Genomic DNA, 26,083 nt, shown 5'->3' on the forward strand with positions numbered 1-26,083 from the left:
GCTCTATTTTTTCTGGTGTCGCTGGAGTTGGTTTTTTTAGCATAGAAGAACTTCTCTTATAATGGACTCCTCTCTATTAGATCAAAGAACTCGCCAAAAAGCGAGTTCTTTGTCATCAATCTGAGATCAACTTAATGTTGATCTTTTTTTTGGCGACTTAACATTCAGACAATAGCCAATTTAGTTAAATATGCTATACTTTCAAAATTCACATTAGGTATTTGGAGAATCGCAAGAAATGATGGAAACAATCCGGACAGCAGCAAATAATATTGTTGTTAAGATTATTTTTGCAATAATTATTTTATGTTTTATTTTCACTGGCGTCGGATTTTTAGGCTTTGGAGGCGGTAATAGTGCTCGCGAGCAGCAGCAATATATCGCAAAAGTTGATGGTGATGGTATAAGTCGAGCTGAATTTGAAGCTCAAGCTAGAGCAGTAACAGCGAATGCTGGAGGAGATAGTTCTTTTATTAAACAGCTGCGTCGTAATGTGTTATCTTATCAGATTGATAATTATTTAGCTTATAAATTTTCACAAAATATTAATCTGGCTATCAGTAATGATCAGATTAAAAAATTTATCGTAAAACAGAAAGATTTTTTTAAAAATGGTAAATTTGATAATCAGACATATTTAAATCTTTTAGCTGTAAATAATTTTACTCCAAATAGTTATGCTGAAATTATAAGAACTGTATTACAGCAACAACAAGCAATTAATGCGCTAACAAATAGTAGTTTTGTTTTGCCAATTGATTCTGAAATATCTTTACTCAAAAATCAAACTAGAAGCGTATACGCAACCTCGGTTGATACTTCTGTAAGCGATATTGATGAGGCAAATATTACCTTAGAAGACGAACAAAAATATTACAGTGAACATTTAAAAGAATTTTTTAAAAATGAGCGTGTAAAAGTTAAATATATTGTAACTTCTCAAGAAATTGCAGCAAAAACAATTCATGTTACTGAAGATGAAGTGAGAAATGAGTATAATAAAAATATCAAAACTTATTCATATCCAGCTAAGAAAGCTTATAGTGTAATTTTTACTACTGATAAAGAACAAGCTAAGAATATTGTTAAAAATCTTTCGTCTGGGGCTAATTTTGAAAATATCGCTAAAACAATTAACCAAAATAATGATATTTCACCATATGGAAAAAATGGTTCATTAGGTTGGTTTGCTGATGATGATTCTTTACCTCAAGTATTTAAAGATGCCAAGTTGAAAAAAATTGGGAAAGTTTCAACACCAATCGCTGTTGATGGTGGTTATGCAATAGTGAAATTAGACGGTGTACAACCAGCAAAGGTTATGGATTTTGATTATGCGAAGTACCAAATTGATTCAAAACTTAATAAACAAAAAATACAACAGTTTTTAGAAAGTGAAGAAAATAAAATTAAAGCTGCATTGAAAGATTCTCCAAAGACTATTGAAGAGCTTGCTAACAATGTTGGGCTCGAAGTAAAAAACTCTGATTGGGTAACTTTCAATGATAAATTTTCAATCGCTGTTCATCCTGAAATTAGAGATGTAATTTTTAGTGAAGAAATGATAGCTGATGGTAAAGCAACAGACAAAATTTCTGATTTAATACCAGTAGATAGAAATTATGGACGGTTTGATTTCGTTGTACAAACTGTGGATTATCGCCCTGAAGGTATAGCTCCATTTGACGAAGTTAAAGATGAAATTCATAAAAAACTCTTTAACGAAATGGCTCAAAACCAATTTAAATCGAGTGTTGATAATATACTAAACCAATTAAATGAAACTGGCAGTGCTAACAATGTGAAGTTTGCTAAAAAATATACGTTGAATCGAAATTCAACAGACTTTGATCAAAAAGTTGTTAATATGGTTTTTAATTTAAAGCCTTCAGCATCAGGAAAAACGGTTTATGGTGCGGAACTTTTAAATGATAAAAAGGCTTATATTGTTGCACTAACTAAGGTAGATACACCAAAAGAATATAAAGATATTTCTTCTGAGTTGTTACCTCTATTCATTAATAATACACATTCTTATCTTGCTGCAGATATACGTTCTAAGGCCAAAATAGAAATTATGCCTGATTCGAATTTGTGATTTAACTCCCAAAATAGTAGCAATAAAAGAAAAAAAGAAAAGCCACCTAGGTGGCTTTTCTCATTTTTATAATTCATGAAATTTTTTTATTTGATTAAGTGAGATAGTGATAAAGCAAATTTACTTGCGTAACTATTTTTAGAGGTTAATCAAATGAAAGTATTTTTACTATTAGGTATTTTGTTATCAAGTTTTGTTGTTCCAAATACAAGTTTTGCCGACTCGGTTCCTGCAACGGCTGCACCAGTTAAACAGGAACAAAAACAAGTTGTCCAAGTCAATATTAATACTGCAACGGCAGAAGAACTATCAAAAGTATTGACGGGGATTGGAGTGAGTAAAGCAAAAAGAATTATTGAGTATCGAGAAAAATTTGGACCTTTTGTTTCAGTTGAGCAATTAAAAGATGTTTCAGGTATTGGACAGGCAATACTGGACAAAAATGCTGGCAAAATTACATTATAATTTATTATTTCCACCAATTAATATTGGTGGAAATAATATCATTCTAATTATCAATAGGATCTACATCAATACTCCATCTTACTTTTGACGTTTCACTCCATTTAGCGATTATGATTAATAATTTATCCAATATTCGTTGTAACTGTTGCCTATTTGTATGTTGAAGAAGTAATTGCCAACGATGATAACCCGCTTTCTTTGGTTGATTAGCCGGCATTGGTCCAAGTTGCCATAAAGTATGATCACAATGAACTTTTAGCCAATCATGAATATGCTGTAAAAATGCTGGAGCATTATGATTATTGCGATCTGCGGCACGGATTAATGCTTGGTAACTAAATGGTGGTAATTGTGTCTGTTGCCGTTCTTGTAGTGTCATTTTAGCAAATTTGGGGTAGCCTTCTGTAAGTAAAATGTTGAGTAAAGGGTGATCTGGATGATACGTTTGTAGAATAACTTGGCCTGCTTTTGCTTCACGGCCGGCTCTACCTGATACTTGAGTATAAATTTGGGCAAATCGCTCAGTTGCTCGAAAATCACTTGAAAATAGAGCACCATCAACATCGACAATTCCAACTAAAGTTACATCAGGAAAATGATGCCCCTTAGCTAAAATTTGTGTGCCAACTAAAATGTGAGCCCCACCTTGTTCGATACTTTGTAGATAGTTATCTAATGCACTTTTTTTACTCACTGTATCACGATCGATACGACTAATCTTAATTTTAGGAAAAAGAATCTCAAGCTGTTGTTCAAGTTGCTCAGTCCCAAATCCAATCGGTATTAGATGAGTGGAGCCACATTTTGGGCATTGTTTTGGAATTGTTCTAGGTGTATCACAATAGTGGCAAATCAATTTTTGTTGTTTGTGGTGAAGTGTATAAGGCCTATCACAACGAGGACATTCAGCAATCCAACCACAATCATGGCATATTAATAGTGGTGAAAACCCTCGGCGATTTAAAAATAACATGACCTGATTATTATTAGCTAAATGTTTTTTTATTTGCTCTATTAGTGGTTGAGATAGACCAGCCGCAAGTACTAACCCTCGCAAATCCAAAATCGATTGTTTGGCCAGTGTTGCATTACCGGCTCTTTCGGTTAACTGTAATAAATGGTACTTGTGGTTTTGTGCATTATTGAGTGTTTCAAGCGATGGTGTTGCAGATCCTAAAATAACCGGAATATTGTTAAATTTAGCTCGAATAATCGCTAAATCTCGTGCATTATACCGCCACCCTTCTTGTTGTTTATAAGAACTATCATGCTCTTCATCAATAATAATTACCCCCAAGTCTTTAAATGGGGTAAAGAGCGACGATCGTGTACCTACAACAATTGCGTTTTCTCCTTTTTTACTTCTTAACCAAACAGTGAATCTTTGTTTATCGGTTAATCCTGAGTGTAAGATATCAATTGGTGCATTAAAACGCTGTTCAAAACGTTTAATTGTTTGTGGTGTTAATCCAATTTCAGGAACGAGTACTAATGCTTGCTTACCAGCAGCTAAAATATTAGACAGTACATTTAAATAAACTTCTGTTTTGCCTGAGCCTGTGACACCTTCCAGTAAAAACACTTCAAATTGGTGATTTTGTTTATTGATTGTTTCTATAGCATATGACTGTTCTTTATTTAATTGAATTGGACTAGTGTTAGTCGAAAAGTTTGTTTGCCATTGAATATCATCTGGCTGGTAGCTGACTTGTTCTATAAGCTGTTTTTTCTGTAATTCGTGATAGACGGCGTTACTTACGTTAGTGTCAGAAATAGTATTATTTCTAAATGATGATAGTAATAATTTCTGTTTTGGGGTTCGTGATAGCGATTTCAAATCAATCTGCTTCCCCAATTTTGTTAATTGCCATTGTTTGGTTTCGCCTTTGACTGCCAGATGCCCTTGCCTGAGTAAAATAGGCATAGCATGGAATAGAACCTCACCAATTGGATAATGGTAATAACCAGCAGCCCAGTTTAATAACTGCCAAATAGATGGCGTAAAAACAGGCTCCGTATCAATAATTGTAGTAACAGTTTTTAAATTTTTAATATCAAATTCAGTTTTTTTATCAATACTAACAATAATCCCTATTGCGTTTGCGTTACGTTTGCCAAAAGGAACCCTAACCCGCATTCCGATTTTGGCAGGCTTTGTTAGGTGATAGTCAAATAGTTGGTAAAGTGGAACAGGTAAGGCTATATGAGCGATAAGCATTAAAAAATCACAAATATTATAATTAATATAAAACTATATTGTACGCAGTTTTTACTTAACCCGCAAAAACTATGAGAAGCAATTTATTATTACTAGAATATTTTGTTTACTTATCGGTATCTATGTCTTCATAGGATAAAATCGAAAAGTGGTAACTATTGGTAAAATTTGCTATCTTGGATATAGTTGATGATTTATAAATTATTGAGGATTTAAGGATGCACAAATCATTTTCTCATATTAATCAGCGCGGTGATGCTCATATGGTTGATGTTTCAGATAAACAGATAACAACGCGAGAAGCAAGCGCTGAGTCATTGGTTTTAATGAATTCTGATACACTGAATATGATTATTGAAGGTAAACATCATAAAGGCGATGTTTTTGCAACGGCAAGAATTGCAGGAATTCAAGCAGCTAAGAAAACTTGGGAGCTTATTCCTCTTTGTCATCCTCTGTGTTTAAGTAAAATTGAAATTAACATAGAAGCAGATAGAATAAAAAATTGTATTCGAATACAATCATTTTGTCGATTAAATGGGCAAACTGGTGTTGAAATGGAAGCAATGGTTGCCGCATCGGTTGCCGCCTTAACTATCTATGATATGTGCAAGGCAGTGCAAAAAAATATGGTAATTACTCAAGTAAGATTATTAACCAAGAGTGGTGGCAAGTCAGGCGATTTTATCGCCCAAAAAGTTTAATAGAGATAAGATGAATAAAGTTATTTTTTTTGCTCAAATTAGAGAATTAGTCGGAACTGATTGTATTATGTTAGATGCTAATCAACTTTCAGTGTCTCACCTTATCGATCAGTTAAGTGAACGTGGGGAGAAATGGTTATTAGCATTTAAGGAAAATACTGTTTTATGTGCGGTGAATCAAACATTGGTTGATCTTAATTATATTGTTCAAGACGGTGATGAAATTGCATTCTTTCCGCCTGTAACAGGCGGGTAACGTTATGGATCTTATCAAAGTTAGTAAAGAGCCTATCAATGTTAATAAGTTAAACGATTGGCTTTCACAATTACCGCAAGATGGTGCTGTTGTCTCTTTTATGGGTAAAGTTCGTCGTAATGAATCACAAACGATAAGTCTCTTTTTAGAACATTATGCCGGAATGACTGAAAAAGTATTGGCGAATATTATCGCTCAAGCTAGAGAGCGGTGGCAATTAAGCCGAATTGCAATAATCCACCGAGTGGGCGAAATTGATGCAAATGAACAAATTGTTTTTGTGGGAGTAAGTAGTGCACATCGCTCAGATGCGTTTGCTGCCACAGAGTTTATTATGGATATTTTAAAAAACGAAGCTCCTTTTTGGAAGAAAGAGCGAACGCCTCAAGGAGAAAGTTGGATTGAGGCAAAAAAAACAGATATAAAGGCATTGAAAAAATGGTATTAGTGGTTATTTAGGTTATAATAGTACAAAGTTATATCATTCTTTTTATTGAGAGGTAATTAATGAACAATTATTCACCTAATGGTTCAATTATTGAACAAACAGGTAGTCGCATTCAAACATATATGAGCCATGTTTATGGTTGGATGACAGTCGGATTATTATTAACAGCTTTGGTAGCTTGGTTTGCATCTAATAATCTTGAGCTTTTGAACATATTATATAAAGGTATGTGGGTGTTGCTTATTGCTGAACTTGGTTTAGTCTTTGTGATCTCGGGCTTGATTAATCGCCTGTCTGGATCGGTTGCGACCACATTATTTATGCTTTATTCAGTTTTAAATGGTTGTACGTTCTCGATTTACTTTATTGTTTATACTTCATCTTCAATAGCAAGCGTATTTTTTATTACAGCTGGTATGTTTGCTGCTTTGGCTTTTTACGGCTATACAACTAAACGAGATCTATCTGGTTTTGGACGTTTCTTGTTTATGGGATTAATTGGTATCGTTATTGCTTCAATAGTTAATATCTTTATGCATAGCGAGCCATTAATGTGGGCTATTACTTATATTGGTGTATTTGTTTTTGCAGGATTAACTGCTTATGATACGCAAAAACTTAAAGCATTAGGTGATCAATTATCACAAGATGACCCTAATATGTTTAGACGGTTTGTTATTTTAGGTGCACTAACCCTTTACCTTGATTTCATTAACTTATTCGTTATGTTATTAAGAATCTTTGCAGATCGTCGATAATTTTATTTAATTCAAATAAAAGGGCTCTAAGTTGAGCCCTTTTTGTTAAGATTCTATTAGTAATTTATTTCTTAGTGCTAGTTTGTTAAAAAATTCAGGAAAGCACTAGGTTTAAGTATAAAATGCTGTAATATGCGTATAATGTATATTGAATTACTTAATAGCAAATACTATGAAAAAATTGTACCTCTTTGTTCTAATTAATATCCTTATCTCATCAATAATAGCTATTCGATTCTTCTTTGTTCCAGGTGCATCGTTTAATTTGGTTGGGATAGCATTTTCAGTATTTGCTGTCTTGGGGCATTTTTTTTCCGCCTACTTATTGCTTTTAATTGTTTGCACTCTTTTGCTTTGGTTTAAACCATTTATTCGTAATATTATTCTTGCTCTATTATTCAGCTTTTTTCAAATTGGATTATATGTTGATACTATTGTTTTTCAGCAATACCGATTTCATATAAATCAGTCTGTTTTATCAATGGTTTTTTCTGGGCAAGTTGTTGATTTCTCTGTATTGACTTACTTTTTAATGTTTGTGCTTATTGCTGTTTCGTTTTGCGCTGAGTGTTTTATTCTTTACATAGTCAACAATAAATTGATTTTGCTGCATAAAAAATCGAGAATTGTTTTGCTATCAACAGTCTTTCTTTTTAGCTCATTTTTAATTAGTCATGTTGTGCACATGATTGCTTTTTATTATGCCTATTCACCTATTATGGTAGTGAAGGAATATATTCCACTTTATCGGCCATTTACGTCGAAAAAAATCATGAGTTTTTTTGATGAAAAAGGTCAACGAAAAGTTGTGTATAGCAAGGATAATAGCAATGCTAGCGTTGATTATCCGAAAAATCCATTAGTGATTAACCCTCAAAATAATAAACTTAAAAATATTATGTTTATTGTATTAGATTCTTGGCGATATGATACCTTTAGTGAAGATATTTCTCCTAATACATTTCATTTTGTTAAGCAAAATAATGGTGTGATTTTTAATAACCATCACTCAACAGGTAATGCGACGCGTACTGGTATTTTTGGGTTGTTTTATGGTATTCCTGGTACATATTGGGATTCATTTTTACGTAATAGTATTCCTTCACTATTTATCACAACTTTACAGAAAGAAAACTATAATATTGGTATTTTTACTTCAGCTAAAGTTACCGCTCCGGAATTTGATCGAACAGCATTTGTCACTATCAAAAATTTGAGAATCAGTAGTAATGATGGTTCGGCTGCTAGTCGAGATAAGCAAATCACTGATGATTGGCTCGCATGGTATAAACGACGAGATACTTCTAGACCGACATTTTCCTTTTTATTTTATGATGCGCCTCATGCTTATGACTTTCCTGCCGATTTTCCAGTGAAATTTAAACCTATTGGGGATCTTAATTATATGACGTTGAATAATGACACAGATCCTTTGCCAATTTTTAATCGTTATAAACAAAGTGTTTATTATGATGATTCTCTATTACAAAATGTCTATGATGAACTTGCTAAATCAAATTCGTTAGATGATACAATTTTGATTATCACTGGTGATCATGCCCAAGAGATGAATGATAATAAACTAGGCTTTTGGGGGCATAATGGTAATTATACTGATGCGCAAACAAAGGTCCCTTTTATTCTTATTGGGACAAGAGAGTTAGAAAATCTAAAAAATAATAGTATAAAAATGACTAACCATGAAGATGTCATTCCTACTTTAATGAAACATTATTTATATGTGAAAAATGATATAAGCGATTATTCGACGGGTTATGACTTATTTAATCCGATAACTAATCGTAATTGGCTTTTGATGTCAAATTATAGCTCGTATGCGGTTAGAACATCTGAAAATATTTATTTTGTAAATCGATTAGGAATTAGTCATTATATGGATTTGCATAATCGTGAAACTGATAAAACACCGAATTATCAATCTATTCAAGAAGCGATGAACCATATGCGTTATTTTTTTCAACCAGGGAAAAATAGTTTAAAAGATAAAGAAGATTAGTTAAAATTGGTGAGAAAAACGGGAAATTATTATCTACCACACGAGGTGGTAGATAATAATCTGGGTATTAACGTACATCGGCACAATTTAGGCAATAAATATAGCGATTTTGAGGGTCGTTAAATTTATTCCATAAGGAAACATGCTGTTGAAGCTCTTTTGCTTCTGGAAGTTGTTCAAAAAATATCTCTGCAGTTGATTTAGGTAACATAGCTATCATATCTGAATAAAATGCATTAAACCAATTTCCTTGTGGTTTTTGCCAGTCAATTTCATAATCAGTTAAATTAGCTAATGTTGCAGCCGTTTCAACGGCATCATCAAAATCACCTAATTTATCAACAAGTCCAATTTTGCTGGCTTCTGAACCTAACCAAACTTGGCCTTGTCCAATTTTATCAACTTGTTCGGTTGTCATATTTCGTGCTTTTGCTACTAAAGAAATAAATGTTTGATAGCCATTATCAATGTTCATTTGAATTAATTGATTCATTTCGAGTGGTAGATCTTTAGTCGCTGTATTACTTGCTAATGGTGAGGTCGTTACGCCATCGCTATAAACACCAATATGAGATAAAGAGTTCTCGAATGTTGGAATAATACCAAAGATACCGATAGAGCCAGTAATTGTATTTGGGCTTGCAACTATGTAATCAGATGCAGTTGATATCCAATATCCACCCGATGCAGCCATTCCCCCCATAGAGATAACAATGGGAATTTGATAACCACGTAAGGCTTCTAGTTCACTACGAATTGCTTCTGATGCATCTACACTCCCCCCAGGGCTATTTACTCGTAAAACTATTGCTTGTATGTTATGTTTATTTAAGTTTTTACGGATCTTTCTTAGCTGTTCAACAATATCTTGACTACCAGCGATATTACTACTATTTTCACCATCGGTAATCGTGCCATTGACAAATACAACTGCAATCAATGGTTTGTTGCCCTTGTTATCACCACCTAAATTTTTATCTTTTGATTTAAGTTGATAATCATAAATGCTGATTTGATGTTGATGAGTCAGCTCAGATTCAAATTGGTAATTAGATGCAATGACATCGACTAACCCATTAGATATAGCATATTGAGCCATATTGCCATTAGTCGCTTTTAAATTTGCCAACATAGTATCTGGCGTTGGAACTAATTGTGTATCGGCTTTTTTTCGTTGTGATGAAATGTCATTAAGATAGTTGTTCCACATAAGTGTTAACCAACGTGTTGTATTGCTTTTTGCTTCTTCAGACATATCATTCCGAATAAATGGTTCAATGGCTGACTTGTAGGTTCCCACTCTAAAAACGTGTGTATTAATTTTTAAATTATCAAGTAAGGTTTTATAGTATAGGTTGTTCGCTGCTAATCCATATACATTAACAGCCCCAAGTGGTGTTAAATAGATTTTATTGGCATAGCTGGCTAAATAATATTGGCTTTGATTGAAATTCGAACCATATGCATAAATTGGTTTATTTGCCTCACTAAATTTGGTTAAATATTTGCCAATATATTGTAGCGAGCTCATATCTGCACCAACGAAATGATCTAATTTAAGGATGATGCTTGTAATTTTGGGGTCTGTTGTTGCTTGAGCTATTTTCTGAGTTAATTCAAACAAACTATTTTCGCGTGAGGTATTTACTTTTTTTCCATAAATTTTATTCTGTAAAGCATAAATCTCATCACTGTAAAGCGTGGTATCAACAATAACGCCTTCAATATCCAAAACCAATGAACCATATTGTGGCACAATTTCTTGTTTTTTCGCTTCTTTGATTAGTGCGATAGTACTAAATATTAAAATAATAATAATTAAAAATATTAGGTTAAGAAATATTTCTCTAATAAAGTTAATTATTTTCCATATTGATTTAATGACAGATAAAGCAGACATAATAAATGACCCTTTCATAGTAGTTTATCTAATTTTTTGCTTCGATATTTTTCTTTTTAAAGTATTTTTTGTCTTCAAAACGTAAGCATGTTAATTTACCTCCCCAACAACATCCTGTATCAAGTGCATAAATGTTTTCTGGAGTACCCTTTCCGTTTAATGCTGCCCAATGCCCAAACACGATGCTATATTCGCTTGGAATTTTACTGGGTAACAAAAACCAAGGTTTGAGTTTTGAGGGGGCTTGCTCAATTGATTGTTTATAATAAAAATCAAGTCGGCCATCCTCATAGCAAAAACGCATACGAGTTAACGCATTAGCGATATAACGCAGGCGATCTAAACCTTGTAATTCAGATGACCATTCATCAGGAAAATTACCATACATTTTATCAAGGAATAGGAGATAAGAATCGCTCGATAAGATAGTATTCAGGTCGTGAGCACATTTTTTTAACGTTTCCAGATCCCATTGTGGGGAAATGCCAGCATGAGTCATAATCAGCTTTAAAGATTCGTCGATTTGAACCAAAGGTTGTTTACGGAGCCAATTCATCAATTCATCAAAATCTGTTGCATGAATGACATCTTCAATATTATCCTTTTTTTTTGCCGGCGTAATATTGGCATGGATAGATAATAAATGTAGATCATGATTACCTAATACCAGTCGAATTTGGTTGGCATTATGTTTAACAAATCTTAGGACTTCTAATGATTTTGGGCCTCTAGCAACGAGATCACCTGTTAGCCATAAGGTGTCTGATGATGAGAATTTTGCTTTTTCAAGCACTCGCATAAACTCATCATAACAACCATGAATATCGCCAATAAGTAAGTTTGCCATACTGTTAATTCCATGAATTTGCAAGTTGACAATATTGTTGAACTGTTAAGTTTTCAGCACGTAAACTTGGATCAATATTTAATTTAGTTAATTGTTCAACAGTAAACATATTACTTAAACTGTTACGAATAGTTTTACGTCGTTGATTAAATGCCTCTGTCGTCACCCGAGAAAGTATTTTGATATCATTAACAAAATAAGGTTTTTCCTTATAAGGTATTAGGCTAACGACTGCTGAATCAACTTTTGGGGCTGGTTTAAATGATGTGGGAGGGACTTCAAGAACAGGAATTATCTGACAATAATATTGAGCCATGACACTCAATCTACCATAATCTTTACTGTTAGGAGCTGCAACTAAACGAGTTACTACTTCTTTTTGTAGCATAAAATGCATATCAGCGATGATATTTGCATATTGAAATAAATGGAACATCAATGGTGTTGAGATATTATAAGGTAAGTTACCAAACACTCTTAATGGTTTACCGAATTGATCTGCTAGCAGATTAAAGTCAAAGGTTAGTGCATCTTGTTCAATAACAGTTATTTTATCATTTAAAAATGGATTCTCAATTAATCTACTGGCTAGATCTCTGTCAATTTCTATAACGGTTAAATGATCAACATGTTTGCTTACAGGTACTGTTAATGCTGCAAGTCCTGGACCAATTTCGACTAGCGCTTGATCTGCTTTCGGTTGTATAGCGGCAACAATACTTTCGATAATGTCATTATCATGTAAAAAGTTTTGCCCGAATCTCTTACGAGCGAAATGACCTTGGTGAACGCGACTATTCATGGTTATCTTCACCTGTGATTTTAATGTAAGCGTCACCTTTCACTTCTTGAATCCAAACCTGAGCTTCTTCAGAGAATTTACGATTAAAAATAAGTCGATAAGCTTGATCCTTTTTCATTGCATTTGTTCCATCAGCTTGTCTTGTATCAATTAATTGAATTAAATGCCAACCATAAGATGATTTTATTGGTTGACTAATTTCTCCTTTTTTTAGCTGAGTTAGAGCTGTTTTAAATCCATTATCATAAACTTCTGGGCGATTCCAACCTAAGTTGCCTCCTTTACTCGCTGAACCTGTATCCTCTGAATTCGCTTTAGCCGCAGCCTCAAAGGTTGTTGCGCCACTGGTAATGGATTTGCGAATATCGGTTAGTTTTTGTTTTGCAAGTTGGTCAGTAACTAATACATTAGTTTTAATCAAAATATGGCGAGCATTGACTTCTTGAATTGTAATTTTTTTGGGTGCTTCTGAACGTGTATCATCAACTTTTAGAATATGTAAACCAACACCTGAACGGATAGGACCAATAATACTACCTTTTGGCGCTCGCACTAAACGTTCTTCAAAGATAGTGGGTAATTCATTAAGTTTACGCCAACCCATATTGCCACCTTTTAAAGCAAAATCGTCATTTGAATATGAAGTGGCTAATTTGGCAAAATTTTCACCTTTTTGAGCTCGATTAATAATATCTTGTGCTTTATTTGTTGCGTTATCGATTTGTTGTTTAGATGCTTTTTCTGGAACGGAAATCAAAATATGACTAATTTTTACATCAATATTGTTGGTTGACTGGCGAGCAATATTTTTTGCTAAGTTTTCCACTTCTTTTTCTGAAACTTTGACTCTAGGTCTTACTTCATGCATTCGCGTTTCTTCTATCAACATGTCATTGTGGATCCTTTCACGATAGGCACCATAGCTGATTCCCATTGTAGAAAGTCTGCTTCGTAGTTGATCGATAGTCATACCGTTTTCAGCTGCAATTCTATCGATAGCACCGGTTACCTCGTCATCACTAACTGTAATTTTGGCTTTAGCCGCTTTTTGTAAAATTAGATTTTCAATAATTAAACGCTCAATAATTTGTTGTCTAAGTACTTTATCATTAGGCAGATTTTTGGGGGCGGTACTCGCTTTAATCGTTTTTAACATATCGTTAACATCACTTTCTAAAATGACATTATTATTAACAATTGCTGCAACTTTTTCTATAATTTTAGGTGCGGCATTGGCTGATAATGGAGTTAAAATACCTAAACTTACGCTTAGGTTTAAAACGATAAATAGTTTTAATAATTTCATATTCACTCAACTCATTTTGTTGTTGCAGCATTTGCAATAAATTTATTGGTAATTTAATTTAAAGTAATATCTTATTCAAATGTTGTTATATAGGGTAGCTTGCCGAAATTTAGCATTTTAGCTTTGGTATCTCGGTTGTTACCTAATCCTTGTAATTCGAAATTAATAGACAGCTTATTTTCATACTTACTTTTGCGAGAAGTATTGTCCCAGTCTGTGAGTTTTCTACCATATTGCACCGTAGTGCCCCAACAACAGTCACTATAATGCAATCCAACAAAACTGTCTGCTGATTGTCCTAATTTAACATCATAATAATATGAACCAACAGCGCTGACTGTTTGTGATAGTGGCCAAGTTGTCATCATTCCTGCTTGGGAAATATCTTGCCGATAACCTCTATAAAAAGGATTTTTATCTACAGTATCAATATAGTTACGGTTTGCATAGCGATAAGATAATTGCACCAACTTATCGCCCGATGGTCGATACTCAAAAGTTGTATTGGCTAATGAAATGGTATCAATTCGAGTATCATACTGAACGCCACTTCTAAAGATTATATCATCACTTATGCGCCAAAAATTATCTGCTGCCCAAGTAATACTACCGGTATCAGAATTTTCATCTAAATCATTATTGTGTTCACTCGTTTTTGATTTTGTAAAATAAGTGATTTGCCCAATTGATAGGTTAAACTTTTCAACTTTGTTATTATCATAAAACCGAGTTGTTACTCCCGTTGATATTTTATTAGTTGAAGCAATTCTATCTAGGCCACTATAAGGCTGATCTCTAAACAAGCCAATATAATCCGATTGTAATATGGTCGAATCATAGGCGCCAATATTGGATTGTTTTCGATATGGAATATAGATGTATTTCACTCGTGGCTCTAAGGTTTGTGTATAGCCATCAATAATAGGCATATCTCGCTCAAAGATGACTTTACCATCAATACTAAATTTTGGTAAAAAACGATTTACGTTTTTATCTAAATCTTTATATTGATCAATATGTTTTCTAATATTATCTTGATTATAATGAGTTGCCATAAAACCCATTTCAGTGGCTAATGATGACCAAGAATTGGTTAAGGTATAATTAAGTGTAGGTTCAAAATGTGCTCGCCATGCTTTAGGTTTATTTTGCCCAGATGTCAAAAAACGAGACACTTGAGAAAATGCTCTAAATTTGAAAGGACCCAAATCATTATTATAATAACTCATATCCAACTGTGGTTCGGTTTGGTAAAGTGAATTTTTTAATTCTGAGTGAAATGGCTGAAAGTGTTTATAGCCTAACGTGATATCCCAATGCTCGTCATTATAAGCAATTTTATAAAACTGCGTTAAATACCCAGCAGTTTGGGAAGCATATTTAGAGCTTAGATTTGTCAAATATTGATTGTCACTAACTCGAGTGGTATCAGCATAAAAACGCCAATTATAGTTTATTAATTCTTCATTTTTCCAATGAAATAACCACCGGTGGTGATTGTCATCATAATTATTGCCATTTAAATGAGTGGTTCTATCTTTATCATATTTACTATCATGTTGTAGCCAGTCAAACGCAAGTGTACCCAAGCCTATTTCATTTAAATAGCGAAATTCTGTTTGTAGTTGTACACCTCGTTCTTGCAAGAATCTTGGCGTAAAGGTGGCATCATAATTTGGGGCAATATTCCAATAAATTGGTAGTGAAAAATCAATACCATCAACACTATCATAGCCTAAATTAGGCATTAACAATCCTGAACGACGTTTATCTCCGGTTGGTAATTGTAAATAAGGCGAGTATAGAACAGGTACCTTGCCAATACTAAATACGGCATTCCAAACTTCTAGTAACTGCTCTTCATTGTCATGAATAACCGTTGTTCCCTTTATATCCCATGTGCTGTCATTAACAGGACAAGATGTAAAACTGCCATTTTTTAAAATAACATAGCGGTTTTTTGCCAGTTTCATTTGATCAGCATTACCACGGCCAAGTCTATTGACAAGATGATAGTCACTTGGAGTCATATTTGCATCATTATTATTTAGATTCATTGATGCATTATTGCCTTTCATTTTTATTAAATTATCTTGATAAGTAATATCGCCTTCTAATGTCACGGTTCGATTATTCTTATCATGGGTGTCAATTGTGACTTTATCTGCTTGAACTGTGCGGTTACCCTGTTCTATTGATACTTCACCTTTATAGATAGCAATGCTTGGGTAGATTGCTTCAAATTGGTTAGCCTCAGCATTCACAGGTAAGGTATCGATATCTCCATTGACTAAAGGGCGATCAAACCTAGGAACGTCTATAAGACATTGCGGATTATTGCTAACAGCTGCTTTAGGTAAATCTATAGCATAACTAAAGCTGTTATACAAAGAAAGGGTGACGGCTATTGCAATAAGAGAAGGCGCTAATTTTTTCATCAATGATTAAAAAGTTATTATGATTATTTTAATTACAACATTATAGCGGTTATTTATAAAAGTGCGAATTAAAAATTAACGTTTCATTTTGCGTTTATTGATTTTATTAAGTTGTTTTACCATCACTATTCTTTTTTCGACAGAAGTATATTGAAACTCATCCCACCATTTAGCTAACTCCAATAGTTCTCCCTTTTCAATCGAGGCTCGCATTTCTAAAAGGTCATAAGCAGCTCGAAACTTAGGGTGCTCTAAAATAACAAATGCACGTTTGCCATCCCGTTTTTTCATGCGTAGTTGTAAACGCCAAATATCCCCCATGATGGTGGTTAAGCGTCTAGGTATGGCAATATTTTTACATTGTTCACTTAGCACTTCGTTAATTGCCATCGAAAACGAATCATGGAATGGTAAGCCACTTTCGACACACGTTGCTTGTGTTTGTTCCATAATTGGGTACCAGAAAAACGCAGCAAATAAAAATGCAGGATTGATTCGTTTGTTGTTTGCAATACGATAATCAGTATTTTTTAGGACTTGCTCAATGATTTTTTCTAAATAATCGTTTTGATTGTTGGCAAACAAACGTTCAATAATAGGAAATAGTTGTTCGAAAAGATTATATTCTCTTAGTAATTTATAAGTTTTATAGCCATTTCCAGTTTGTAATAGTTTAAGTGACTCATCAAAAAGTCGAGCAGAGGGGATATTTTTCAATAATGGCGCAAGATCTCGGATTGGCTCAGCTGTAGTTGGCTCAATTTTCATATTCAATTTTGCAGCAAAACGAACAGTCCTTAGCATTCTAACAGGATCTTCTCGATAACGTGTCTGTGGATCGCCGATTAATCGGATAATGCCTTTTTGTAAATCCTTTAGTCCCCCACAGTAATCGCGTAAGGTGAAATCATTTGCACTGTAATAAAGTGCATTCATGGTGAAATCGCGACGAATTGCATCTTGCTCAATGGTTCCATAGACATTGTCGCGTAATAGCATACCTGATTGCGAACGTTTAGAAATATTGGTTTTTCCTTCCTGAGAACCGTGATCGCCACGGAAAGTGGCTACTTCAATAATTTCTTTACCAAACATAATATGAGCAAGACGAAATCGCCTTCCGACTAGGCGACAGTTACGGAAAATTTTCTGAACTTGTTCTGGGGTTGCATTGGTTGTGATATCAAAGTCTTTTGGTGTTTTACCTAAGATCAGATCTCTAATACATCCGCCAACTAAATAGGCTTCGTACCCTTGTTTATTTAATCGATGAAGGACTTTTAATGCGTTTTCACTAATTTCTTTACGGGATATATTGTGTTCATTGCGTGGAATGGACACATAGCCAACTTTTTGTTGTTCTTCGTGACGAAAAAACTTTTGATAAAAACGTGTAACTTGTTTAAAAATAGTGCACCTCAAAAAGTATTTTTGGCTTAATAACAATCATAGCGCGCGATTATATCGTAATTGCTAATAAGTTTCCATGTTTCTTAGAATCGGTTTTTTCACTCAGTAAAATTATATTTTCTAAGATGACTTAAATATTATATTTGATTTTTTAAACATAATTATCAACAATAGTAATTAGTATAGTAATATTAGCAGTATTTAATTAAAAACGACAAATTTTGTTTTGTTCTGGTTAGAATGTTTTAACTAACTGATTAAGATAAATAAAACTATACTCAAAACTTCTTCTTACTTATTTGTTTCACAGAATATTATTTATAAAGCATTATAGTTTAAAAAAATTATGAAGAGCTTTTTAATGTTATTTGTTATAACCTTACATATGGAAGTTGTTTGAGTATATACCATTAACTAATAACTTATTGGGGACATTATGAATATTCGTGATTTGGAATATTTTGTTTCGTTAGCTGAATTTCGCCATTTTCGTAAAGCAGCAGATGCTTGCAATGTGAGTCAACCAACTCTTAGTGGTCAAATTAGAAAATTAGAAGATGAATTAGGCGTAATGTTATTAGAACGTACTAGCCGCAAGGTGTTGTTTACACAAACGGGTATGATGCTAGTTGAACAGGCCAAAGAGATTTTGCGTAATATCCAAATTTTAAAAGAAATGGCTAGCCGTCAAGGTGAAGAAATGTCTGGACCAATGCATATAGGATTGATTCCTACTATAGCGCCTTATCTTTTACCACATGTCATTACTGTTTTACATGAATCTTTTCCTCAATTAGAGCTTTATTTACACGAAGCACAAACTGCAAGCATAGTTGCTCAGCTCGAAAGCGGTAAACTTGATTGTGCCATTGTTGCGCAAGTTAAGGAAACTGCACAATTTATTGAACTGCCATTATTTGATGAACCTATGTTTTTAGCGGTTCATGCAAATAACGAGTTAGCTAGCAAAAAGACCGTTAAATTATCTGCTTTAAAAGGACAAAAATTCTTAATGTTAGAAGATGGGCATTGTTTGCGTGAACATGCAATGGGGTATTGTTTCCAAGTTGGCATTGATGAAGATAAACAGTTCAAAGCAACCAGCCTTGAAACACTGCGAAGTATGATTTCAGCAGGTCGTGGTATCACTTTATTTCCAGAGCTTGCTGCACCTAACGAGCGAATTCGTGATAATATTTGCTATATTCCGTGTACAGATCCGGTACCATCACGTAGGATTACCTTGATTTATCGCCCTGGTTCGCCATTACGTGCTCGCTATGAGACCATAGCTAAAATTATTCGCGAACATATGCCAAAAGTCCTTGCTGAAAAAGAGCAATTATTAAAAGCCGCTAATTAATGGTAGGTTAGGTATAAAATATTAAAATTGAGCTATCAAATGAAAAATATCAAGATCGGCGGGGTTCGAGCTCAACAAAAAGAAAGAACTCGCCGTACTTTAATTGAAACAGCATTTAATCAACTCAATGCTGAGCAAGGTTTTGCTAGTTTAAGTCTGCGAGAAGTAGCACGTGAAGCGGGGATTGCGGCTACTTCATTTTATCGCCATTTTCGTGATATGGATGAGTTGGGTTTAGCCATGGTTGATGAAAGCGGTTTAACTCTTCGCCAATTATTGCGGCAAGCGCGTAAACGTATTGAAAAAGGCGGTAGTGTGTTACGGACATCAGTCACTACATTTATTGAGTTCATTGATAAAAACCCAAAAGTCTTTTTATTACTTCTTCGCGAAAAAGCTGGAACATCAGCTGCTTTTCGTTCTGCTATTGCTCGAGAAATTCAACACTTTATTGTAGAGCTTGTTGATTATCTTGATGATGCCAACCAAATGCCTCATCATTATAACGAAGCTCAAGCCGAAGCGATGGTCACTATTGCATTTAATGCAGGTGCAGAAGCGATTGATTTTGATTTGGTGCAGCGTGAAAAATTAATTGAAGATCTTATTTTCCAACTTCGAATGGTATCTCGAGGCGCTTATTATCTTTATCATAAAGAACAAATCAAAAAAGATAATCATTAATATAAATGCTATTTTATACTGAAACACATACTTTCCTGAAACTATTTAACAAAATAAAATATGTAGTTAGTGAGTAATAAATAGATTAATTGTAGGAAAACATCGGGTTGTTTATTCGTTATGATTAAAATAATCCTCTAAAAATGTATAAAGTATTTTACTGGGAACCGCTTTATACGGTTGAACCACATTATAAAAGTGAATAAATCACTTAATCTTTTGTTTTCTATCTTTTTAATCGCTAACGATTTGTTGATGATGCCACCTTGCCATGAAAGTTCGTATCACGCTTTTCGGCTTGCTCATTCATTTATTAACTGGCGGTTTTTGCGAATTTCTGATTGATACTATGGCTATTTCTTGTTTAACCAATCGATGTTGTGAATTCTCAATTAACCGCGAAACGGTATAGAATCCTGAATATTTTTTACAAAAATTTAACCTAAAAGTAAATATCACATCTCCATTAAAGTACCTATCGCTTTCGGCTTGCTCATTCATTTATTAACTGTCAGGTTTTGCGAAGTTTTGATTGATACCATGGTTATTTCTTGTTTAACCAATCGATGTTGTGAATTCTCAATTAACCGCGAAACGGTATAGAATCCTGAATATTTTTTACAAAAAATATAACTGAAAAAGTGAGCAGTTGTGTAAATATCCCATAGTGAGTGCAAAACTCACGTAAAAAATTACGTTACCTGTATTCATGTTTTATATTCATTGGATTTTTCTATTTTAACCAGATGGTTAATACCATAACTCATGTTTTTATAACGTTTGTTCTTACCGGTTAAAGAGGATAAACAGTTTCAATTGGTTTTTTTTTTTGCACATTATAGATGGTCGGTCGACTAACCATAAAGCATTTAGCTAAAGTGGTAATGGTTATCTTTTCTTTATGATATAACTGTTATATCTCTCGTCTGTGATACGGCATTAGTTTTGTTTTTTTCTGTGTATTTATTAATGTATTTTCTTAAATTACTGTCAATCGGGCGATTAATTTCTACAGATGAATATTATTTGGCTAGCTGAGTTATTATCAATAGTATAAATTTTTATTGCTCTAGTTTGCAGATAAGTGGTAAGGACATATATCCAATACTATTGTGGAAAATGCCACAATAGTATTGGTTGAGGTTAATTAAAGGTTTTGTAATACTTTTTCAACACTATCTTTCGCATCGCCAAATAACATATAGCTATTTTCTTTAAAGAATAGTGGATTTTGTACACCTGCATACCCTGTATTCATTGATCGTTTAGAAATAACGACCGTTTTTGCTTTCCAAACTTCAAGAACAGGCATGCCAGCAATTGGACTATTTGGATCTTCTTCAGCAGCTGGGTTTACTGTATCATTTGCACCAATAACCCAAACAACATCCGTATCAGGGAAGTCATCATTGATTTCATCCATTTCAAGAACGATATCATAAGGTACTTTGGCTTCTGCGAGCAACACGTTCATATGACCAGGTAAACGTCCAGCAACAGGATGAATACCAAATCTTACTTCGATATCCATTGCGCGTAGTTTTTCGGTAATATTACTTACAGCACCTTGTGCTTGTGCAACAGCCATACCATAGCCAGGAACGATGATAACAGAACGCGCCTCTTTTAATGTTTGCGCAACTTCGGCTGGTTGCATTTCACGGTACTCACCTTGTTCTTCATCAGATGAACTAGCTGTGCTACCATCACTACCAAATCCACCCGCAATAACACTGATAAATGAACGGTTCATTGCTTTACACATAATATATGAAAGAATGGCACCTGATGAACCAACTAATGCACCAGTTACAATGAGAAGATCATTACCTAGCATAAAGCCGGCCGCTGCCGCTGCCCAACCCGAATAAGAGTTTAGCATTGAAATAACCACTGGCATGTCAGCACCACCAATTGAGGCAACTAAATGGAAACCAAAAACGAATGCAATAATTGTCATGATGAACAAACTAATTGTAGCACCTATTCCATTTTCGCATTTAACGAAGACAAACATTAAAATGGTAGAAACAACAATTGCAGCTAAGTTCCAATAATGTTTATTTGGAATTGATAATGGTTTTGAACTAATTCGTCCATTTAATTTACCGAAAGCGACAACAGAGCCTGAGAAGGTTACTGCGCCGATAAAGACACCAATAAAAATCTCTACTAAATGTACAGTTAGTTCGCCACCATGAAACTCTTGAATGTGAGGATCTAAAAAGCTGTTTAAGCCAACAAGGACCGCTGCCATTCCCACAAAACTATGAAGTAGCGCAACAAGTTCTGGCATTTGCGTCATTTCAACTTTTTTAGCAAGATATAAGCCAATAGTTGCACCAATAATCATTGCTATAACTATCCAGTGTAATCCGCCTTTAATACTAGCAACTGCTGCGATAAGTGCGATTGCCATACCAATCATACCATAGATATTTCCTGATTTGGCTGATTCTTGGTTAGAAAGGCCACGTAAACTAAAGATAAAAAGTAATGCAGCAATTACATAAGCTGCCTGAATAATTCCATTACTTAACATAATTTATGCTCTCCCTTACTTGCCACGTTGGAACATTTTCAGCATTCTTTGGGTAACAAAGAATCCACCAAAAATATTGATACTAGCAATCAAAATAGCAACAAAGGCAATCGCCGTAGTTAAACTATTATCATCGCCGACTTGTAATATTGCACCGACTAATATAATCCCAGAAATTGCATTTGTTACCGACATCAGAGGTGTATGTAAAGAGTGTGTGACATTCCATACTACGTAGTAGCCAACAACACAAGATAATGCAAATACAGTAAAATGTCCTAAAAAGCTTTCAGGAACAGAGTGAGCCAGCCAGAAGAAAGCAATGAGAGCCAAAGCTAAAATGCCATATTTTTTACGAGGATCCATTGGTTTAGGTTCAGGTTTAGCAATTGGTTCAGCTGCTTTTTTCTGAGGTTGAGCTGATACTTGAATTGGCGGTGCTGGCCAAGTAATTTCTTTGTCTTTAACCACCGTTACACCACGGATTACGACATCTTCAAAATTGATATCAATATTCCCGTCTTTTTCTTTAGCAAGTAGTTTTAATAGGTTAACAATGTTCGTACCATAAAGTTGTGATGCTTGCGCTGGCATACGATTAGCTAAATCAGTATAACCAACAATCTTTACATTGTTATCTGTTTCGAAAATTTCACCTGGTTTAGTCAATTCACAGTTTCCGCCAGTTAATGCTGCTAAATCAACAATAACACTGCCAGGTTTCATTGATTCAACCATTTCTTTCGAAATGAGTTTTGGTGCAGGCTTGCCTGGAATTAATGCTGTTGTGATAATAATATCAACATCTTTCGCTTGCTCAGCAAATAGGGCCATTTCAGCTTCAATAAAGGCGGCTGACATCTGTTTAGCGTAGCCATCACCAGAACCAGCTTCTTCTTCAAAATCTAGCTCTAAAAAGTCGGCCCCCATGCTGTTAATTTGCTCAGCAACTTCAGGGCGGGTGTCAAAAGCACGAACAATCGCACCTAAACTCACCGCTGCGCCAATAGCTGCCAGTCCAGCAACACCAGCTCCAATAACTAATACTTTAGCTGGAGGAACTTTACCTGCAGCAGTAACTTGACCGGTAAAGAATCGACCAAATTGATTTGCTGCTTCGATAACTGAACGGTAACCGGCAATATTAGACATTGAACTCAATGCGTCTAAAGATTGTGCGCGAGAAATACGTGGCACACAATCCATTGCCATTACAGTAATATTTTTAGTAGCAAGTTTTTCTAATAGTTCTTTATGTTGAGCTGGATAAATATAACTGATAAGGGTTAAGCCCTCTTTCATTAAAGCAATTTCATCATCTGTTGGCGCATGAAACTTTAAAATCAGATCATTTTGCCAAATTTCTTGCGTGTTTTGAATGGTTGCTCCAGCATCAATAAAAGCTTGGTCTTCAAAATGAGCAGCATGTCCAGCGCCCTGTTCTACAGAGACTGTAAAGCCAAGTTTTAACAGTTGTCCAACAGTTTGAGGCGTTGCTGCAACTCTAGCTTCATTGGCTAACCGTTCTTTAGGTATACCGATATGCATTTCGTTACGTCCTTATGTTAGTTTATAGATAGAATGTATATTGATTTTAGCATAAATAAGCGTTTGTGCGAGTACGGAATAAATAAATTCAAATTTATTTTTATACTGTTTAGAATAAAATAAAAAACAATTATAATGAATATGTTATTTATTAATTTTTAGAGGTAAAAGTAAAATTATGAATTTACGATTTTAATTTGTTTATAAACTTTTTAATGCGCTATAGGTAAGGGATCTTAATTAGCGCAAAAATAAATTCAAAAAATTAAGGATATTATGATGGTGAAAAATAATTATAAAAATTTTATTTTTATATATGTTATTTCTTTTTTATTTCTTTCAACTTTTTCTGTTCATGCTGCTAAATCCTATTCAGCGATCTCTCAAAAAGTCATTATTGGTAATGCACCTTATTTATTATTAACAGATCGGATTACAAAACTATCAAATTTAAATCAACTTCAAGGCTTTAATATGCCAAGGCGAGATGGCAGTGGTGGCATAGAATGGTTAAATGCGTGGGATTCCTCTGTTGCTATTCGTGCACCAGAACACATGCATTTTTCGGATGTATGGACACTAGTTCCTGCTGATGGAAATTTTCATAATGTTGCTGGTGTGTGGATCGGTGATAGTGATGGTGATGAAAAGGAGGGGGTAATTTCGGGTACTATGAAAGCTACATGGTATGACAATAATATACCGATACCTCACGATCGTTTAGGTTGGGAATTATGGAACTGTGGTGGTCCATATACCTTAAAAGTTGAAGTAAATGATGTAAGTGTAACTACCAGATATGGTGTTCCTAATAGTCGGTTTTATGGTAGTGTTCCTCCTGTTGTATATACCTTTATGCCATATGGACAAGGTATTTGTTATCTTAAACCAAATGAGATGACTAATTATGGTGAGCACGATAGTAATGTTTTTAATGAAATAAACGGTTTTAGTCGTTGGTCAGGTTTTCCTACAACTGGATTTAAAAAGGCTGGTTTTAGTTTAATTGGTTCAGGATCCGATCAAAGTCGATATCGTTGCTATTCTCATAATGGAGCAGGAAAGATCTCTTTATGGACTGCTGGAGGAGTTGCTCAAAACTGTTCGGTGATATATGAGTCGGCAACAAAAGGGGAGTTTATTCAAAATGGGACACCGACGATAACAATGGAGTATTTTAATGGTCAATCATGGATATGGTTAGATAATTTTACTATTCCAGTCCCAAATAAATGGGCAAGAGCAGGTAGTTCGGAAATAGCCTTTGCAAATAGTCGAATGGTAGCTTCTGCAACTCGTTTCCCTGCATTAGATTTTTGCCGAGGCAAAAGACAAGGAACAACAACAATAAACGAAGCAATGGACTATAATTTTCGACGTCAATACTTTTATGATATCAATGAACTAACTAATAATTGGAATCATTTTATTCGGGCTGTTGGGACATTTATGGGAGAATGGGGTATAACCCAAAAATATGGTGGGGTTTGGAGTAAAGATGGTGAAAGGTGGACCAGTGAGTTAGAGAAAGTAAACGGTGGTTTTTTTGGGGGGAAAGTATATCGAGTAATGGGGCTTAAAGGTAACGTTTCTCTAGATCGTGCAAATTATCCTAGTACTATTGCGGTGTGCAGAGGCGATTAATTTTTATCTTATTAATTAACTTCATGTTATCAGACCAATATAAAAGTATTGGTCTCAGATTGATGACAAAGAACTCGCTTTTTGGCGAGTTCTTTGATCTAATAGAGAGGAGTCCATTATAAGAGAAGTTCTTCTATGCTAAAAAAACCAACTCCAGCGACACCAGAAAAAATAGAGCAAATCTCGCTAGATGCGCTTGTCCCCCAAAATCATCTTGTTCGTAAAATAGCTAAAGTCATTGATTTTGAATTTATTCGAGAAGCGGTAGCACCACTTTATTGCCCTAATAACGGTCGTCCGGCAGAAGATCCGGTCAGACTGTTTAAAATCATGCTATTGGGGTATCTTTTCGGTATCCCCAGTGAACGTCGTCTGGTTCAGGAAATTCAGGTCAATTTAGCTTACCGCTGGTTTCTGGGAGTGGGATTAACCGAAAAAGTGATTGACGCCTCTACACTCAGCCAAAATCGTCGCCGTCGGTTTAATGACAGTGAAATCTATCAACAGATTTTTGATAATATTGTTGAGCAGGCCATTGCCAAAGGGTTGATAAGTGGTCGGGTTTTATATACGGACAGTACTCACCTAAAAGCAAATGCCAATAAAGGCAAAGCACGTAATGAGCAGCGTATTGT

The 26,083-nt window shown here is 34.5% G+C and carries 20 protein-coding genes; 11 read left to right on the top strand and 9 right to left on the bottom strand.

What is annotated here, in order from left to right; genetic code table 11:
• Nucleotides 1–238: 238 nt before the first annotated feature.
• A complete protein-coding gene (locus tag A9G24_RS06735) occupies nucleotides 239–2,098 on the top strand; it encodes a SurA N-terminal domain-containing protein (protein ID WP_081303113.1) in 1,860 nt (619 codons plus the stop codon).
• A 153-nt stretch (nucleotides 2,099–2,251) separates the two neighbouring features.
• Complete coding sequence (locus tag A9G24_RS06740) at nucleotides 2,252–2,563, top strand: ComEA family DNA-binding protein (protein WP_065638329.1); 312 nt, start codon at nucleotides 2,252–2,254, stop codon at nucleotides 2,561–2,563.
• A gap of 43 nt (nucleotides 2,564–2,606) precedes the next feature.
• Here the strand turns inward: A9G24_RS06740 and priA are convergent, their stop codons facing one another.
• Complete coding sequence (gene priA, locus A9G24_RS06745; protein ID WP_065638330.1) at nucleotides 2,607–4,781, bottom strand: primosomal protein N'; 2,175 nt, start codon at nucleotides 4,779–4,781, stop codon at nucleotides 2,607–2,609.
• Between the two features lie 218 nt (nucleotides 4,782–4,999).
• On the opposite strand from priA, the gene moaC reads away from it, so the two are divergent.
• The 5 genes from moaC (at nucleotide 5,000) to A9G24_RS06770 (ending at nucleotide 8,964) form a co-directional block, all read left to right on the top strand.
• Nucleotides 5,000–5,485: a cyclic pyranopterin monophosphate synthase MoaC gene (moaC, locus tag A9G24_RS06750; protein ID WP_065638331.1), complete on the top strand. Its 486-nt coding sequence runs from the start codon at nucleotides 5,000–5,002 to the stop codon at nucleotides 5,483–5,485.
• Between the two features lie 10 nt (nucleotides 5,486–5,495).
• Nucleotides 5,496–5,741 (top strand): molybdopterin synthase sulfur carrier subunit, encoded by a 246-nt coding sequence (moaD, locus tag A9G24_RS06755; protein WP_065638332.1) that lies wholly within the window; start codon nucleotides 5,496–5,498, stop codon nucleotides 5,739–5,741.
• Nucleotides 5,742–5,745: 4 nt separating this feature from the next.
• Nucleotides 5,746–6,189 (top strand): molybdopterin synthase catalytic subunit MoaE, encoded by a 444-nt coding sequence (gene moaE / locus A9G24_RS06760; RefSeq protein WP_065638333.1) that lies wholly within the window; start codon nucleotides 5,746–5,748, stop codon nucleotides 6,187–6,189.
• Between the two features lie 59 nt (nucleotides 6,190–6,248).
• The gene (locus A9G24_RS06765; RefSeq protein WP_065638334.1) at nucleotides 6,249–6,947 is read left to right on the top strand and encodes a Bax inhibitor-1/YccA family protein; all 699 of its coding nucleotides are present in this window, start codon (nucleotides 6,249–6,251) and stop codon (nucleotides 6,945–6,947) included.
• A 172-nt stretch (nucleotides 6,948–7,119) separates the two neighbouring features.
• Nucleotides 7,120–8,964 carry a sulfatase-like hydrolase/transferase gene (locus tag A9G24_RS06770; protein WP_065638335.1) on the top strand — a complete coding sequence of 615 codons (1,845 nt, stop codon included), beginning with the start codon at nucleotides 7,120–7,122 and terminating at the stop codon, nucleotides 8,962–8,964.
• A 67-nt stretch (nucleotides 8,965–9,031) separates the two neighbouring features.
• Here the strand turns inward: A9G24_RS06770 and sppA are convergent, their stop codons facing one another.
• From sppA to pcnB, 6 genes are all read right to left on the bottom strand, one after another.
• A complete protein-coding gene (sppA, locus tag A9G24_RS06775; RefSeq protein ID WP_141673097.1) occupies nucleotides 9,032–10,864 on the bottom strand; it encodes a signal peptide peptidase SppA in 1,833 nt (610 codons plus the stop codon).
• A 28-nt stretch (nucleotides 10,865–10,892) separates the two neighbouring features.
• Nucleotides 10,893–11,711, bottom strand: coding sequence for a bis(5'-nucleosyl)-tetraphosphatase (symmetrical) ApaH (apaH, locus tag A9G24_RS06780; protein WP_065638337.1), 819 nt, complete (start codon nucleotides 11,709–11,711; stop codon nucleotides 10,893–10,895).
• 4 nt (nucleotides 11,712–11,715) lie between these two features.
• Complete coding sequence (gene rsmA / locus A9G24_RS06785) at nucleotides 11,716–12,513, bottom strand: 16S rRNA (adenine(1518)-N(6)/adenine(1519)-N(6))-dimethyltransferase RsmA (protein WP_065638338.1); 798 nt, start codon at nucleotides 12,511–12,513, stop codon at nucleotides 11,716–11,718.
• Nucleotides 12,506–13,819 (bottom strand): peptidylprolyl isomerase SurA, encoded by a 1,314-nt coding sequence (gene surA, locus A9G24_RS06790; protein ID WP_065638339.1) that lies wholly within the window; start codon nucleotides 13,817–13,819, stop codon nucleotides 12,506–12,508. The genes rsmA and surA overlap by 8 nt, the downstream gene beginning before the upstream one ends.
• Before the next feature lie 71 nt (nucleotides 13,820–13,890).
• A complete protein-coding gene (gene lptD / locus A9G24_RS06795) occupies nucleotides 13,891–16,257 on the bottom strand; it encodes an LPS assembly protein LptD (RefSeq protein WP_065638340.1) in 2,367 nt (788 codons plus the stop codon).
• 75 nt (nucleotides 16,258–16,332) lie between these two features.
• Complete coding sequence (gene pcnB / locus A9G24_RS06800) at nucleotides 16,333–17,667, bottom strand: polynucleotide adenylyltransferase PcnB (RefSeq protein ID WP_442902757.1); 1,335 nt, start codon at nucleotides 17,665–17,667, stop codon at nucleotides 16,333–16,335.
• Nucleotides 17,668–18,103: 436 nt separating this feature from the next.
• On the opposite strand from pcnB, the gene oxyR reads away from it, so the two are divergent.
• Complete coding sequence (gene oxyR, locus A9G24_RS06805; protein WP_065638341.1) at nucleotides 18,104–19,030, top strand: DNA-binding transcriptional regulator OxyR; 927 nt, start codon at nucleotides 18,104–18,106, stop codon at nucleotides 19,028–19,030.
• Between the two features lie 39 nt (nucleotides 19,031–19,069).
• Nucleotides 19,070–19,714, top strand: a complete 645-nt coding sequence (gene fabR, locus A9G24_RS06810; protein ID WP_065638342.1) for an HTH-type transcriptional repressor FabR — start codon at nucleotides 19,070–19,072, stop codon at nucleotides 19,712–19,714.
• A 1,147-nt stretch (nucleotides 19,715–20,861) separates the two neighbouring features.
• Here the strand turns inward: fabR and pntB are convergent.
• Both pntB and pntA read right to left on the bottom strand, forming a co-directional pair.
• Nucleotides 20,862–22,256: a Re/Si-specific NAD(P)(+) transhydrogenase subunit beta gene (gene pntB / locus A9G24_RS06815; protein WP_065638343.1), complete on the bottom strand. Its 1,395-nt coding sequence runs from the start codon at nucleotides 22,254–22,256 to the stop codon at nucleotides 20,862–20,864.
• A gap of 15 nt (nucleotides 22,257–22,271) precedes the next feature.
• Nucleotides 22,272–23,804, bottom strand: a complete 1,533-nt coding sequence (gene pntA, locus A9G24_RS06820; protein ID WP_065638344.1) for a Re/Si-specific NAD(P)(+) transhydrogenase subunit alpha — start codon at nucleotides 23,802–23,804, stop codon at nucleotides 22,272–22,274.
• A 279-nt stretch (nucleotides 23,805–24,083) separates the two neighbouring features.
• Here pntA and A9G24_RS06825 point away from each other — a divergent pair, with 279 nt between their 5' ends.
• Both A9G24_RS06825 and A9G24_RS06830 read left to right on the top strand, forming a co-directional pair.
• Complete coding sequence (locus A9G24_RS06825; protein WP_065638345.1) at nucleotides 24,084–25,448, top strand: hypothetical protein; 1,365 nt, start codon at nucleotides 24,084–24,086, stop codon at nucleotides 25,446–25,448.
• 135 nt (nucleotides 25,449–25,583) lie between these two features.
• The coding region (locus tag A9G24_RS06830) for a transposase (RefSeq protein WP_141673098.1) at nucleotides 25,584–26,083 on the top strand (500 nt) is incomplete at its 3' end.

Origin of the sequence: Gilliamella sp. App6-5, from assembly GCF_001690525.1 — a bacterium.
GTDB classification, from domain to species: domain Bacteria; phylum Pseudomonadota; class Gammaproteobacteria; order Enterobacterales; family Orbaceae; genus Gilliamella; species Gilliamella apicola_H.